This is a genomic window from Rhizobium sp. Rhizsp42 (assembly GCF_047304155.1).
Lineage (GTDB): Bacteria > Pseudomonadota > Alphaproteobacteria > Rhizobiales > Rhizobiaceae > Rhizobium.
Window position 1 is genome coordinate 74,413 of the sequence record NZ_JBGLYS010000014.1, and the last position, 14,417, is coordinate 88,829.

A 14,417-nucleotide genomic window follows, 5' to 3' on the forward strand; every position below is an offset into this window, starting at 1 on the left:
TTGTCGATCAGGTGTAGGATTTCATCAGCGCGCGAACCGTTTCCTCGTTGCGCGGCTGATAGGCGGGGTTCTCGATGAGTTTCCAGCCGTCGGCTCCGTCGCTCACGACGCGGTGGCGCATGCCACGGGAGGATTCGATGATCCCGTAATCCTGGCCGCTATCAGAGGGGTAGGCGAAGACCATCACCAGATCCTCGTTGCCGATGTTGACGGAGCGGTGAATCCAGAAGGGGGGCACGTAGCAGATGGTCTGCGGCCCGATCTCGACGATGCGCGTCTCGCCTGCCGGCGATTCGAGCTGCATCAGTCCGAGGCCCTTCTGGCCGTAATAAATCTCGGGCCGGTCCGCCTTGGCGTGGATATGTCCGCGCGTCAGAAAGAATTCGTCGGCGATCTTGCCTGCGCTCATGCGCGTAACGCCGTAGATGAGGTCGCCGCTGTGCGTTCCCGGGCGGAAATCCTCCACGTCATAGACGACGACATCGCCGAGCTTCTCGAGCACCGCGTCGAACGCGGCTTCGTCGGCGTAAAGCCCATTGAGATCGCTCAGGCGCTTCTCGTAGCGCCCGGTGTTTCCGCTCATTCCGCCGCCGATCGTGTCGACAACGCTTGAGACTGGTTCCCGCATCATCATGCATCCTCCGTTTGGTAGTAGAATTACATAAATAGATATGAAAACACGTGCAAGCGAAATTTTTAGGCTATATTGCGCTGCAAAAACGTAGAAATTGAACAAAAAATATGTTGACGGGAAAAATTCATGTAACTACGCTACATTTCAGCCAGGAGATGGCTTGCGCTTGAAGCGCTCACCCGGAGGAGAAACGAAAATGAAAAAGACTGTAATGACGCTTGCGCTCTGCGCAGCCGCATCGGTACTTGCCATGGCGACCGCGCAGGCGGCCGATTGCAAGATCGGCATCTCGATGAAGACGCTGGACGCGCCGTATTTCGCCGCACAGGAAGTCTCGGCGAAGAAGCATGCCGAAGAGCTCGGCTGCGAAGTCATCTCCGTCGATGGCCAGAACGATCTCAACAAGCAGGTCGCCGACGTCGAAGACATGGTCGCGCAGGGCGTCGGCGCGCTGATCATCAATCCGCGCGACAGCAAGGGCCTTGTTCCGGCCGTCAACGCGGCCACCGCAGCGGGCGTCAAGGTCTTCGTCATCGACTCGACGATCGACGCGCAGGCCAATTTCGTAACTTTGGTCCAGTCCTCGAATTCGCAGAACGGCCTTCTGGTCGGTCAGTGGCTCGCCGATGCGACCAAGGGCAAGGAACTCAAGATCGCGCTGATCTCCGGTGACAAGGGCAATGAAGTCGGCCAGGAGCGCCGCCTGGGCGTGCTGGCAGGTCTGACCGAAGGCCAGCTGCGCAACGAAGGCCGTGCCAACTTCACGGTGGTCGGCCAGGGTTGGGGCGCCTGGACCAATGAAGGCGGCCTGAAGGCCATGGAAGACCTTCTGACCGCGAACCCTGACGTCAACGTCGTGCTCGGCGAAAACGACTCCATGGTGCTCGGCGCGCAGAAGGCGCTTGAGCAGGCAAACAAGTCGGGTGACGTGCTGTTCCTGGCGGCCGCAGATGGCCAGAAGGAGGCGTTGCAGGCGATCAAGGACGGCAAGTATGGCGCAACCGGTCTCAATGATCCGGCGCTCGTCGCTGCCACGGCCGTCGATCTCGCCAAGAAGGCGCTCGATGGCAAGCTGCCCGGCGATATCTCCAAGATCACCTACACGACGCCGACCGCGATCACCAAGGACAACGTCGACAAGTACCTGAAGAAGGACGCGGTATTCTAAGACCGGATCCTCCCTGCGGCCGGCGCGGCTTCGTCCTCGCCGGCCATCCATTCAATGACCTCCGAAGCCGGCTCGCGCCGGTGCCGCCGCAGAGCGCGGCTTGGTCGTGACAGGCAGAATGTGACGCTATGGAAACTGTTGTTGAGCTCACCGGCATCCGGAAATCCTTCGGCGGGGTACGCGCCCTTCAAGGCGTGGATTTTGCGTTGCGCAGCGGTGAGGTTCACGCCCTGCTCGGCGAGAACGGCGCCGGCAAATCGACGCTGATGCGCGTTCTGGGTGGCGAATATGTCCCGGAATCCGGAAGCGTGAAGGTTCGCGGGGCCGAGCAGCGGTTCAAGGGGCCGACGGACGCGCTCGACAAGGGCATTGCCATCATTCACCAGGAAATGGCGCTGGCGACGGATCTCACCGTGGCGGAAAACATCTTTCTGGCCGAGATTCCCTCGCTCATCTCATGGCGAGACCTCAACCGGCGCGCCGCGGAGCTTATCTCCAGCCTCGGCTTTTCGATCTCCCCATCCGCGACCGTGTCCGATCTCTCCGTTGCCCATCAGCAGGTCGTCGAAATCGCCAAGGCGCTCTCCAAGAATGCCAGCGTGATGGTGTTCGACGAGCCGACCGCGGTTCTCTCCGTGCAGGATGCCGAACGCCTGCTTGGCATCATCCGGACGCTGCGGGAGCGCGGCGTCGGCATCATCTATATCTCTCACCGCCTCGATGAGGTGTTCCGCATCGCCGACCGGATCACGGTCATGAAGGATGGTGCATCCGTCCAGACCGTCGAGCGAAAGGATGTCGCGATCGATGACGTCATCCGCATGATGGTCGGCCGATCGCTGAAGGCTCTTTTCGGCGACGATCTCGAGCGGCCGATCGGCGAGGAAGTGCTGCGGATCGAGGAGCTCTCGGATGGCGCGCGCATCCGTGGCGCGTCGCTCTCCGTAAAGGCAGGTGAGATCGTCGGGCTTGGCGGCTTGGTTGGCGCCGGTCGCACCGAGCTGGTGCGACTGATCTTCGGTGCCGAGAAGGCCCGTTCGGGCAAGATCTTTCTGCATGGCAAGGAAGTGCGCGTGAACAACCCGCGCGTTGCCGTTAAGGCAGGCATCGGCCTTGTTCCCGAAAGCCGGAAGGAGCAGGGGCTCGTCCTCGATTTCCCGATCCGCGTCAACGCGACGATGTCGAAGCTCGGGCCGCTGGTCAATGCGTTCGGTTTTGTGCGGCGGGCGGCCGAAGGCGCGACCGTCGAGAAGCTGGCAGCGCGCCTGCGCATCAAGGCCGGCAGCCTCAACGATCCCGCATCGAGCCTTTCCGGCGGCAATCAGCAGAAGGTCGTGCTCGCCAAGTGGTTCCACGCCGATGGCGACCTTCTGATCTTCGACGAGCCGACGCGCGGCGTCGATGTCGGCGCAAAGACCGAGATTTACTCGCTCATCAAGTCGCTTGCAGCCGAGGGCAGGGCGGTGCTCGTCATCTCGTCCGAGCATATCGAGCTTTTCGGGCTGTGCGACCGCATTCTCGTGATGCGCGAGGGGGAACTGACGGGGTCGCTCGACCCGCAAGACTACACCGAAGAGAAACTGCTGAAGCTGGCGATGGTCAATACCGTCTCACAGGCCGAAGCCATCGCGACCAGCAACTGATTGGGTTAAAGCCGTGACCGAACTCACCGAAACCGCTCACCGTTCGCCTTCGCTGAACATTTCCAACATCCTGCACCGCTACGGCACGCTGGCTATCCTGATCGCCCTGCTGATCGTGGCGACCTCGATGTCCGACGTCTTCCTGACCCAGCGCAACATCATCAACGTTCTCCGACAAAGCGCCGGCACCAGCCTCATGGCGATCGGCATGCTTTTCGTCATCCTCACCCGGGGTATCGATCTCTCGGTCGGTTCGGTGGCGGCGCTCGGCAGCGTGTTGTCGGCGATCATCATTCAGGACTACGGCACCGGCGGAGCGGTCGCGACCGCGCTGATCGCCGGCGCGGCCTGCGGCCTTGCCTCCGGCGTCCTCGTCGCCTTCCTCAAACTGCCGCCCTTCGTCACGACGCTCGCGATGATGACGGTCGCGCGTGGTCTCTCCCTGATCGTTTCCGCCGGACAACCCATTCAGATGGGCGACGCCGGGATCTGGATCACCACCTTTGGCTCCGGCTCGATCGCAACCATTCCCTATCCGGTCGTGCTGATGGCGATCGTGTTCGTCATCGCCGGTATCGTTCTGACCTTCACGCGCTTCGGCCGCCTGGTTAAGGCGATCGGCTCGAATGTCGAGGCCGTGAGGCTGTCCGGCATTCCCGTCGCCTATTACACGACAGCGGTCTATGTGATCTCCGGCGTTCTGGCGGCCGCGGCGGGTATCGTTTCGACGAGCCGCACGGGCATCGGTTCGGCCAATATCGGCGTCGGTTCGGAGCTCGATGCAATCGCTGCCGTCGTCATCGGCGGGGCCAGCCTGATGGGCGGTCGCGGCGGGGTCATGAACACCTTCATCGGCGTGCTTGTGCTTGGCATTATCGCCAATATGATGAACCTTGCCCGCGTGCCCGGTTACCACCAGCAGGTCTTCATGGGCTGCATCATCATCGGTGCGATGCTCCTGCAATATGCCTCCAACTGGTTTCGCAAGTAGTGTCCGCCTCCCGCAGGGGTAAATAGCATGCCAAATGATCTTTTCCTTGCCATTGATGTTGGGACCGGCAGCGTTCGCGCCGCCCTCGTCGATACCAAGGGACAAATTCTTGCGGTCCGCGGCCGCGAGCACGAGCAGATTGTTCCACAGTTCGGCTGGGCGGAGCAGCGCCCCGCGGATTGGTGGGCGGGCGTCGTCGCCACGGTCCGCGAGGTTCTGGGCGAGGTTGCCGATGCGCGCTCTCGCGTGGTTGCCGTCGCAGCCTGCGGCCAGATGCACGGCACGGTACTTGTCGGGGACGATGGCGAACTGGTGCGCGAGACCGCGCCGCTCTGGAACGACAAGCGCACCGTCGACTATGTGACGGCCTTCGAGGCCACGCATGCGCCGAGCGATTATCTGGCCGATTGCGCCAACCCGCCCACGCCCGCCTGGCCCGGCTTCAAGTTGCAATGGCTGCGCGACAACGATGCGTCGGCCTATAGCAAGGCATCCGCCGTTTTGATGCCGAAGGACTATGTCAATCTGCGCCTGACCGACGAGATCGCCATGGATCGCAACGATGGCGGTGCAAGCTTTCTGATGGACCCCCGCAGCGGAGACTGGTCGCGCAAGATGATCGCGCTGCTGGGGCTCGATGCCGATAAGCTGGCGCCGCTGCGCAATCCGACCGAGATACTCGGTGCCGTCAGCGAAAGCGCCGCGATCGAGACGGGGCTGCGCCAGGGCACGCCGGTGCTGGTCGGCGGGGCCGATTATCCGGTGGCCTTGCTCGGGTCCGGCGTCTGCCGTCCGGGCGTGGGTTCGGAGGTAATGGGAACGTCGGCGATCATCACCGCGATCGCCGCCAAGCCGTTGCTGGACCCATCTATTTGCAACGTCGGTACCGTCGAGGGCAATTGGGGCGCCTTCATGCTTCTGGAGTCCGGCGGCGACGCCATGCGCTGGGCAAGACGGGCGTTCGACGAGAAGAAATCCTCCTACGAGGACATTGTCGCAAAGGCAGCCGAAGCGCCGGCAGGCTCCGATCGGCTGTTCTTCATGCCCTATCTCACCGGCGAGCGGCTTGGCGAGCATCGCAACGCGCGCGCGCAATTCTTCGGGATCGGCGCCGCGCATGGTCTTGCGCATATGCATCGCGCCGTTCTCGAAGGCGTCGCCTTCGCCACCAAGCGCCACATCAATATTCTCGACCGCATATCGGGCGCGCCGCTCGAGCGGGTCATCGCGTCCGGTGGCGGGGCGAAAACCGAACTCTGGATGAAGATCAAGGCCAGCGTCTACGGCATTCCGATCCTCGTTCCATCGGAGCCGGAATGCGGCCTCGTCGGCTGCGCGATCATGGCGGCGGCGGCGACGGGGCAGTTTTCAAGCGTGGAGGATGCAGCCGGTGCCTTTGTCTCCTACGCGCAGGAGATCACACCTGATCCGCGCTGGGCTGAAACCTATCGGCCTATGCAGTCCTTCTTCGAAAAACTCTACGCGCATAGCCAGGCCCTTTACGACGATCTCGACGGGCTGCCGCAATGACCGAGAGAGCCGTACTTTTCGACATGGACGGTACCCTAGTCGATAGCGAGGGGCTGCATTTCGATGCCATGAAACAAGCCCTGCTGCAGATGGGATATCGCGTGCCTGATGAGCTTGCCGATCGCATGACAGGCATGAGCGGCGCCGATTGCCATGCAATGTTGCGGGAGACGATCGGTTTCAAGCCATCCTTCGCAGACCATGTCGAAGGCAAGTATCGCTGCTATCTGGCCGATGCCGCCAGGCTGGAGCGCCGCCATGGCGTCGATGCCGTTCTGAGGCTGCTTGCGGAAACACGTACCCCTTTTGCGATCGTTTCGAATTCCGACCGTAAGCTGGTCGATGCCAACCTGCGGGCCGTTGGCCTGCAGCAGCCTGGCCTTGTAACCGTCAGCCGAAACGACGTCGTGTGCGGAAAGCCCGATCCCGAACCCTATCGCAGGGCGGCGCATCTGCTTGGCGTCAGCCCCGAAAACTGCATCGTGGTCGAGGACAGCATCCCCGGCGCCGTTGCTGGTCTTGCCGCGGGAATGGCCGTCATCGGCTGGCCGGAGCCGCACAGGACCGACCTCGTCTTTCCGCCGGCCGCGATCCTGGCCGATCCCAACGATCTGGCTTCAACGCTCGCCGGCTTACTTTCTTCCTTTCCTTTGCAATCGACCCTTCAAGGATGCGACTGATGTATCTCGATAAGTTCAAGCTCACCGACAAGATTGCCGTCGTCACCGGCGCCGCGCGCGGGATCGGCTACGCCGCCGTCGAGGCGCTGGCGGAAGCTGGAGCAGAAGTCGTGCTGACGGACATGAACGATGCGCTTCTCAAGGAGGCAACGGCGACGCTCGCCGCCAAGGGGTACTCGGTCGACAGCGTTGTGCTCGATGTTACCGATGTGAAAGCCGTGCACGCGGCCCATGACGAGATCGTCGCCCGCCATGGCCGGGTCGACATCCTTGTCAACAACGCCGGCATCGCCATCAGCAATCATCCGGCCGAGACCATGGCCGACGACGTCTGGAACAAGGTGATCGACGTCAACCTCAACGGCGTTTTCTGGTGCTGCAGGGCGTTCGGCAAGTCGATGCTCGATCGAGGCTCCGGCACCATCGTCAATGTCGGCTCGATGTCCGGCTTCGTTGTCAATCGCCCGCAGGAGCAGGCGAACTACAATGCCTCCAAGGCCGCCGTTCACCATCTGACGAAGTCGCTCGCCGCCGAGTGGGGCGCGCGCGGCGTCCGCGTCAATTCGGTGGCGCCCACCTATATCGACACGGAAATGAACAAGTACGTATACGAGGATGCCGAGATGTATCGACACTGGGTCGGCGGCACGCCGATGAACAGGCTTGGCCGCACCGACGAGGTCGCCTCCGTCATCCTGTTCCTCGCCAGCGACGCGTCCAGCCTGATGACGGGCTCGATCGTGCTCGCCGATGGAGGCTACGTATGCTGGTGACGACCGGCATCAAGCCGCGCGGCGCACGCTTCCCCGGCCGTTACATCCAGGCGGCAGGCGCGATCGGGCTGCTGGGGCAGGAGGCGCAAGCCTATGGCAAGCGGGCAGTAGCGTTGCTCGACCGTGGCGTTTTCGGAATGCTTGAGAAGTCCGTGTCGGACACTTTCGATGGTCACGCAGATGTCGAGATCGTGCGTCACGGCGGAGAATGCTCGGAAGCTGAGATCGCTAGCCTCGTCGCCCGCGCCAGGACCGCGGGAGCCGATGTCGTCATCGGTATCGGTGGCGGCAAGGCGCTCGATACGGCAAAGGCGGCCGCCCGTGATCTCGGATTGCCAGTGATCGTGGTGCCGACCATCGCCGCGTCTGATGCACCGTGCAGCGCGCTCGCGGTCGTCTATAACGAGGACGGCACCGTCGCCTATGACAGCTTCCTTCCTGCCAATCCAAATCTGGTTCTTGCCGATACGGCCCTGATCGCCGCCGCGCCCGCGCGCTTCCTCGCGGCCGGGATCGGCGATGCGCTGGCAACCTGGTATGAGGCGGATGCCTGCCGTCAAAGCGGTGCCTTCAACTGCATGAAGATGCCCGGCCTTCCGCTTGCATTCGAGGTGGCGCGTTTCTGCCGGGAAACGATCCTGGATTTCGGCGCCGCGGCGCTCACGGAATGCGATGCGAAGACGGCGGGACCTGCGATCGAGCGGGTCGTGGAGGCCAACATCCTCCTGTCGGGAATAGGCTTTGAATCCGGAGGCGTGGCGGCCGCGCACGCGATCCATCACGGCCTCTGCGAGCTGGAGGATGTGCATCATCACCTGCACGGTGAAAAGGTTGCCATCGGCGTGTTGGCCGGATTGACGATCCAGGGCCGGCATGACGAATTCGTGCGCATTCGCGACTTCTGCCGATCGGTGCGTCTGCCGACGCGGCTGGCGGATATCGGGATTGCCGAGGCTTCCCGGGAGAAGCTGGAAATTGTCGCGCGGCGCGCCTGCCGCGCCGGCGAAATCATCCATAACGAGCCGATGCCGGTCACCGAAGCAATGGTGATCGAGGCGCTGGCGGGGTTGATCTGATCGATGGAGTAGAAATGATTGACAGCAACGAGGCGTTCGCGCCGAATTTCCTTGATGGCAAGACGGTGGTGGTTTCGGGCGGCACAAGCGGCATCGGTCTGGCCGTCGCGCAAGGCTTCGCCAATGCGGGAGCCAATGTGCTTGCCACCGGCAGCTCGGAGCGCCGGCTCGACGATGCCCGATCGAGCGCATCCGGTTCGATCGCCTTCTCGAGGCTGGATGTACGGGACGGCGCCGCGGTTGATCGCTTCTTTGCCGATCTGCCGTCGCTCGATGTGCTGGTCAATTGCCAGGGCATCGCGCGTCCCGACATCGAGTGGGAGGAGGATGCCTTTCTCGATGTCATGGACGTCAATCTCAGCAGCGCCATGAGACTGTCGCGCGCCGCCTTTCCGCTTCTCAGCAACAGCAGAGGAAGCATTGTCAATTTCGCTTCCATGCTGAGCTATCTGGCCGACGAAAGCGTTCCCGCCTACACCGCCAGCAAGACCGGCATCGTCGGTCTAACGCGCGCCATGGCACACAAATACGGCCGCGACGGCGTGCGCGTGAACGCGGTTGCGCCGGGCTATCATCGTACAGAGATGACAAAGCCGCTGTGGTCGCAGCCGGACAGCGAAGCGAAGATTGCCGAGCGATCGGCGCTGAAGCGCTGGGGAACGGCCGAGGACCTCGTCGGCCCGATCCTGTTCCTGTGCTCGCCAGCCGCTGCATTCGTCACTGGTGTCACTCTGCCGGTCGACGGTGGTTACAGCGTCGGATGAAGAGATAGTTTGCTAAATCACGGCTGACTGGGCCAATCCGCGGAGCCAGCGTTGCCACATCTTCGGGGTCTCAGGGGGCGACCCAAGTCGGCGGTCCATCTCCCTTCAAGGTTCGGCAAATTTACAAGTCTCAGCACGTTCAGGCCCCCGCAACCGACCACGCTTTCGAATTCTCCCATTGCGGATACTGCTCGAGGAGTTGCTCAAGATAGATGTCGAGCAGGATCTGTTTCTTCTCCTCGCTGTCCAATTCGCCGGCATCCAGCCTCTCCACGAAATCCTCGTAGGTCTCCGAGACGAAGCGGCTGCTCATGTCATCGAGCCTTCCCGGCTGACGCGCAGCGATCGCCATCAGGCCACGTTTGGCACTTTCGCCCTTCCGTTTGCGCCCCACATCATCAACCGGCGCATGCTCAGCTCTGCGCTTGAACGAGGCTCCGCGCGGCTCTCGCCAACGTTCTGGCTATCCAGCAAGCCAAACTTTTTCCGGGCCTCGCGCGCCCCGTCGAACACGTCGCTCTCGGCGTCTTCGCAGCCGGGCTGTTCGACGAAAAAACACCACTTCAATAAACGATCGACTGCAGGATTGACATTTGTCGAAATGTCGCTGACACTTGTAAAAATCGCTCCAATGGAGAGGGCGCGATGATCCATCGATCCACCTGACAGGTGGACGATGCTGGGAGGAATGGACGTGGAATATCTTCTTGATGTCGAAGGGCTGAAGAAGTCCTTCAATGGTGTGGCGGCTCTGCGCGATGGCCGGTTTCAGCTCAAGGCTGGGTCCGTGCATGCGCTTTGCGGCGGCAATGGCGCTGGAAAATCCACCTTTCTCAAGATCCTGATGGGTATTCACAAGCGCGACGCCGGCTCGATACGCCGACGTGGCGTGGACGTCGAGTTCTCCGGTCCGGCGGCCGCCTTGGCTTCCGGTATCGCCATCATCGAGCAGGAGCTCAGCCCCGTGCCGCACATGACGGTCGCGGAAAACATCTATCTCGGCCGCGAGCCGTCGGGCCGTTTCGGCGGCATCGATTTCAAGACGATGAACCAGAATGCGCAGCGGCTGCTGGAGCAACTCGAGTTCAACATCCGCCCGACACAATTCATGATGAACCTGTCGGTCGCGCAGATCCAGCTGGTCGAGATCGCCAAGGCGCTGAGCCATGATGCCGAAGTGATCTTCATGGACGAGCCGACCTCGGCGATCGGCGAGAAGGAAGCGCAGCAGCTTTTCAAGACCATCGAGCGATTGAAAGCCGCTGGCAAGGGTGTCGTTTACGTCTCCCATCGCCTGTCGGAGATTTTCCAGATCGCCGACGCCTACACCGTGTTCCGTGATGGCTTGTATATCGGTGCGGGCGACCTTGCGGATATCGATCGTCCTGAATTGATCCGCATGATCGTCGGACGTGAACTCGGCGAGGAATATGTAAAGACCAACACGCCGACTGACGTCACCGGGCTAGAGGTGACGGGTTTGAGCGCGACGGGCAAGGTCGAGGATGTGTCCTTTTCCGTCAAGAAAGGCGAGATCTTCGGCATCTACGGGCTGATGGGGTCCGGCCGTTCCGAGATCTTCAATTGCCTGTTCGGTCTCGACCGGATGGACAAGGGCGAGATCAAGCTCGATGGCAAGGCGATCACCGTCAGCAAGCCGGTCGACGCGATGGAGCACGGGCTTGCCTTCGTCACCGAGGATCGCAAGCTGACGGGCCTCAATCTCGCCGACAGCGTCAGGGGCAACATTGCGCTCGCCAGCCTGCCGGAGTTCAGCCCGGGCTTCGTCATGCGTCGCGGTCAGGAGCAGGCTGCCAGCCGAAAGATGATCGAACGCTTCGGTATCAAGACCGCGCGCGACACCATGGCGGTGTCGGGGTTATCAGGCGGTAACCAGCAGAAGGTTGTTCTCGGCAAGTGGTTTCTGCGCAACCCGAAGGTGCTGTTGCTGGACGAGCCGACGCGCGGCGTCGACGTCGGCGCCAAGCGCGAGATTTATCGCATCATCTGCGAATTCGCGGCCGCGGGAGGCACGGTGGTGATGATTTCATCGGAGATCGACGAGGTGCTCGGCATGTCCGACCGCATCCTCGTCATGCGCAACGGTCGCTCGGCGGGCGTCTACCCGCGGTCCGACACCGACGCGCAGGCGCTGGTGCATCTGTCGACGTAATCGACGCACCGCGAATTTCTCAATACGGATCGGCATGGGAAGAGGTCAGAAACAGTGTCCCTTACAGATAACAAACCAACGACGGGCTGGTTCAACTCGGATCGCCGCAGGCTGCTCATTCAGGAATACGGCATCTTTCTCGCCTTCCTGCTTCTGTCCGTGATCCTGTCGTTTTCCAACGAGTATTTCCTCACGGCCGGCAATATCTCGAACGTGCTGTTGCAGACGTCGATCAACGGTGTTCTCGCGATCGGCATGACCTTCGTTATCCTGACGCGCGGCATCGATCTGTCGGTCGGATCGGTCGTGGCGCTCGCGGGCATCGTCAGCGCCAGCTTCGTCACGACGTCTGCGACGGCAGGCATCGCGGGCGCGCCCTATCCGGCGGCTGTTGCGTTGCTGGTCGGTATCGCGGTGGGCCTAGCCTGTGGCGCCATCGTCGGCTTCATCGTTTCCCGCTTCGCCGTTCCCGCCTTCGTCGCCACGCTTGGCATGCTGTCGGCGGCACGCGGCATGACCCTTATCTACGGCGGTGGAAAGCCTGTGCCGGCGCTGATCCCGGAGTTCCGCTGGATTGGCACCGGAAACATCCTCGGCGTGCCCATGCCGGTGGTCATCCTTGCCGTCGTCTTCATCGTGTCGTGGTGGGTCCTGACGCGCACGCGCTTTGGCCGCTACATCTATGCCGTTGGCGGTAACCCGCATGCCGCGATCACCTCGGGCATTAACGTCACCCGTATCCGTTTCGCCGTCTACGGCATCTCGGGCTCGCTTGCGGGTCTCGCTGGCATGATACTGTCCGCCCGCACGGGATCGGCGCTGCCGCAGGCCGGCATCGCCTACGAACTCGATGCCATCGCAGCCGTCGTCATCGGTGGCACCAGCCTCTCGGGCGGTGTCGGTCGGGTTACCGGGACGCTGATCGGCGCGCTCATCATCGGCGTCATGAACAACGGCCTCGATCTGATGGGGATCCAATCCTACTACCAGCAGGTGCTCAAGGGCGCGCTCATCGTCGGGGCCGTCATGCTGGACCAGAAACGAAATCAAGGTCTCTGACCTGATAATTCGGGTCGTATCCGCGATCCGTTGGCAAACCGCGCGTCATACCGGCGACCGGACATCTCTATGGAGGAGAAACAGATGAAGAAGTTGATGCTCGCACTTATCGCCAGTGCGGCGATCCTTACCGCGCCGGCCATGGCGCAGGAAAAGAAGTTGAAGATCGGCGCCACGACCTACGGCCTGAATGCCGAGTTCATGCAGATCTGGTCGGCCGCGCTGAAGCAGCATCCGGCAGTGAAGAGCGGTCAGGTGGAACTGACGGTATTCGACGGCCGCTATGACGCGCTGGTCCAGCAGGAACAGTTCAACACCATGATCACCCAGAAGTTCGACGCGATCATCTTCGTGCCGATGGATATCGAAGCTGGTGCCGCCGCCGTTCAGGCCGCCCATGATGCCGGTATCCCTGTTGTCGGCTCCAACGCCCGCGTCAACTCCGACCTCTTGACCTCTTATGTCGGTTCGAACGACGTGGAAGCCGGCGAACTCGAAGCCAAGGCTGTCCTCGAGAAGATGGGTTGCAAGGGTAACCTCGTCATCCTCGAGGGCCCGATCGGACAGTCCGGCCAGATCCAGCGACTTGAAGGCAACGAAAAGGCGCTCAAGGCGTGCCCCGACGTCAAGGTTCTCGAAAAGCAGACCGCCAACTGGTCGCGCGCCGAAGCTCAGACACTCATGGAAAACTGGCTGACGTCGCATCCGGGCCAGATCAACGGTGTCATCGGCCAGAACGACGAAATGGCGCTCGGCGCCATCGAGGCGATCAAGGCTGCGAACCTGAAGGTTGAAGACTTCGCAATCGCCGGCGTCGATGGTGTCACCGATGCCATCAACGCCGTCAAGCGCGGCGAGATGGCGTCGATCCTGCAGGATGCCAACGCACAGGCACAGGGCGCGCTCGACGTCGCCATCAAGGCCGCGAACAAGGACGCCAAGCCGGAATCGGCGATCTGGACCCAGTATCCGGAAATGAAGTGGGAAGATGGCGCCTCCAAGGACTACCTCGTCCCCTGGACGCCGGTCACCAAGGAAAACGCCGACAAGCTGCTCGAATCCCGAAAGTAACGAACGCAAAGCCAGGGCGGCATCACGCCGCCCTGGCATCCACATCGCAAGGGCTTGAAGAGATGACAGACACTGCTCCCCAGATTGACCTCAATTTCCCCCTGACAGGCAAGATCGCCGTCGTGACTGGCGCCGCCTCCGGGATTGGCTCGGCGATCTCCGACGCGCTGACCGCAAAAGGCGCCACGGTGGCCGTGCTCGATATCAATGCCGATATCGCCGCTGCCAAGGCGACCGCGCTCGGTGGTGGTGCCAAATCCTTCGTCTGTGACGTCTCCCAGCCAGACTCTGTCAATCGCGCCATATCGGATGTCGTCGCCGCGTTCGGCCGCATTGACATTGCCGTCAACAGCGCCGGCGTCGTCTTCTTGGCGCCAGCCGAGGATCTGTCGCTCGACTACTGGGACAAGACGATCAACATCAATCTCAAGGGCAGTTTTCTCGTCACCCAGGCCGTCGGTCGCGCCATGATCGCTGCGGGAAACGGCGGCAAGATCATCAACCTCGCGTCGCAGGCGGGCACGGTCGCGATCGAGGAGCATGTTGCCTACTGTGCCTCGAAATTCGGCGTTATCGGCATGTCGAAAACCTTCGCCGCCGAATGGGGCAAATACGGGATCACCGTCAACACCATCTCGCCGACCGTGGTCCTGACCGAACTCGGCAAGAAGGCCTGGGCCGGTGAAAAGGGAGAGGCCGCCAAGAAGCGCATCCCCGCCGGCCGTTTCGCCTATCCCGAGGAGATCGCCGCCGCCGCCGTCTTCCTGGTTTCGGACGGGGCGAACATGATCAACGGCGCCGATCTTCTGATCGATGGCGGCTACACAATTCTCTGAGCCGAAGCGCCAGGACATT

Annotated in this window: 15 protein-coding genes; 12 read left to right on the top strand and 3 right to left on the bottom strand. The window is 61.9% G+C overall.

All coding sequences use genetic code 11. From position 1 onward, the window contains the following. Nucleotides 1–7: 7 nt before the first annotated feature. Nucleotides 8–634 (bottom strand): glucose-6-phosphate isomerase, encoded by a 627-nt coding sequence (locus ACCD05_RS15415; protein WP_413393754.1) that lies wholly within the window; start codon nucleotides 632–634, stop codon nucleotides 8–10. 196 nt (nucleotides 635–830) lie between these two features. Here ACCD05_RS15415 and ACCD05_RS15420 point away from each other — a divergent pair, with 196 nt between their 5' ends. The 8 genes from ACCD05_RS15420 (at nucleotide 831) to ACCD05_RS15455 (ending at nucleotide 9,259) form a co-directional block, all read left to right on the top strand. Further along, complete coding sequence (locus tag ACCD05_RS15420; RefSeq protein ID WP_111562353.1) at nucleotides 831–1,802, top strand: substrate-binding domain-containing protein; 972 nt, start codon at nucleotides 831–833, stop codon at nucleotides 1,800–1,802. Between the two features lie 128 nt (nucleotides 1,803–1,930). After that, nucleotides 1,931–3,445, top strand: coding sequence for a sugar ABC transporter ATP-binding protein (locus tag ACCD05_RS15425; protein WP_111562354.1), 1,515 nt, complete (start codon nucleotides 1,931–1,933; stop codon nucleotides 3,443–3,445). 13 nt (nucleotides 3,446–3,458) lie between these two features. After that, a complete protein-coding gene (locus ACCD05_RS15430; protein ID WP_413393757.1) occupies nucleotides 3,459–4,436 on the top strand; it encodes an ABC transporter permease in 978 nt (325 codons plus the stop codon). 27 nt (nucleotides 4,437–4,463) lie between these two features. Further along, nucleotides 4,464–5,966, top strand: a complete 1,503-nt coding sequence (locus ACCD05_RS15435) for a xylulokinase (RefSeq protein ID WP_413393759.1) — start codon at nucleotides 4,464–4,466, stop codon at nucleotides 5,964–5,966. Then, nucleotides 5,963–6,646: an HAD family hydrolase gene (locus tag ACCD05_RS15440; protein WP_413393761.1), complete on the top strand. Its 684-nt coding sequence runs from the start codon at nucleotides 5,963–5,965 to the stop codon at nucleotides 6,644–6,646. The genes ACCD05_RS15435 and ACCD05_RS15440 overlap by 4 nt, the downstream gene beginning before the upstream one ends. Continuing rightward, on the top strand, nucleotides 6,646–7,419 hold the full coding sequence (locus ACCD05_RS15445) for an SDR family NAD(P)-dependent oxidoreductase (protein ID WP_413393763.1): 774 nt from the start codon (nucleotides 6,646–6,648) through the stop codon (nucleotides 7,417–7,419). The genes ACCD05_RS15440 and ACCD05_RS15445 overlap by 1 nt, the downstream gene beginning before the upstream one ends. Further along, on the top strand, nucleotides 7,410–8,495 hold the full coding sequence (locus ACCD05_RS15450; RefSeq protein WP_413393764.1) for a glycerol dehydrogenase: 1,086 nt from the start codon (nucleotides 7,410–7,412) through the stop codon (nucleotides 8,493–8,495). Before ACCD05_RS15445 ends, ACCD05_RS15450 begins: the two co-directional genes overlap by 10 nt. A 14-nt stretch (nucleotides 8,496–8,509) precedes the next feature. Beyond that, the gene (locus ACCD05_RS15455) at nucleotides 8,510–9,259 is read left to right on the top strand and encodes an SDR family NAD(P)-dependent oxidoreductase (protein WP_413393766.1); all 750 of its coding nucleotides are present in this window, start codon (nucleotides 8,510–8,512) and stop codon (nucleotides 9,257–9,259) included. A 139-nt stretch (nucleotides 9,260–9,398) separates the two neighbouring features. Here the strand turns inward: ACCD05_RS15455 and ACCD05_RS15460 are convergent, their stop codons facing one another. Further along, nucleotides 9,399–9,611, bottom strand: coding sequence for a hypothetical protein (locus ACCD05_RS15460; protein WP_112436950.1), 213 nt, complete (start codon nucleotides 9,609–9,611; stop codon nucleotides 9,399–9,401). Then, on the bottom strand, nucleotides 9,611–9,913 hold the full coding sequence (locus ACCD05_RS15465) for a hypothetical protein (protein WP_112436951.1): 303 nt from the start codon (nucleotides 9,911–9,913) through the stop codon (nucleotides 9,611–9,613). Before ACCD05_RS15465 ends, ACCD05_RS15460 begins: the two co-directional genes overlap by 1 nt. Nucleotides 9,914–9,953: 40 nt before the next feature. Here ACCD05_RS15465 and ACCD05_RS15470 point away from each other — a divergent pair, with 40 nt between their 5' ends. The 4 genes from ACCD05_RS15470 (at nucleotide 9,954) to ACCD05_RS15485 (ending at nucleotide 14,398) form a co-directional block, all read left to right on the top strand. Next, the gene (locus tag ACCD05_RS15470; RefSeq protein WP_413393768.1) at nucleotides 9,954–11,432 is read left to right on the top strand and encodes a sugar ABC transporter ATP-binding protein; all 1,479 of its coding nucleotides are present in this window, start codon (nucleotides 9,954–9,956) and stop codon (nucleotides 11,430–11,432) included. Between the two features lie 54 nt (nucleotides 11,433–11,486). Then, nucleotides 11,487–12,491, top strand: coding sequence for an ABC transporter permease (locus tag ACCD05_RS15475; RefSeq protein ID WP_018897677.1), 1,005 nt, complete (start codon nucleotides 11,487–11,489; stop codon nucleotides 12,489–12,491). Nucleotides 12,492–12,575: 84 nt separating this feature from the next. Further along, nucleotides 12,576–13,562 carry a substrate-binding domain-containing protein gene (locus tag ACCD05_RS15480; RefSeq protein ID WP_413393770.1) on the top strand — a complete coding sequence of 329 codons (987 nt, stop codon included), beginning with the start codon at nucleotides 12,576–12,578 and terminating at the stop codon, nucleotides 13,560–13,562. A 62-nt stretch (nucleotides 13,563–13,624) separates the two neighbouring features. Continuing rightward, on the top strand, nucleotides 13,625–14,398 hold the full coding sequence (locus ACCD05_RS15485; RefSeq protein WP_111562361.1) for an SDR family oxidoreductase: 774 nt from the start codon (nucleotides 13,625–13,627) through the stop codon (nucleotides 14,396–14,398). The last annotated feature ends 19 nt before the right edge of the window (nucleotides 14,399–14,417 follow it).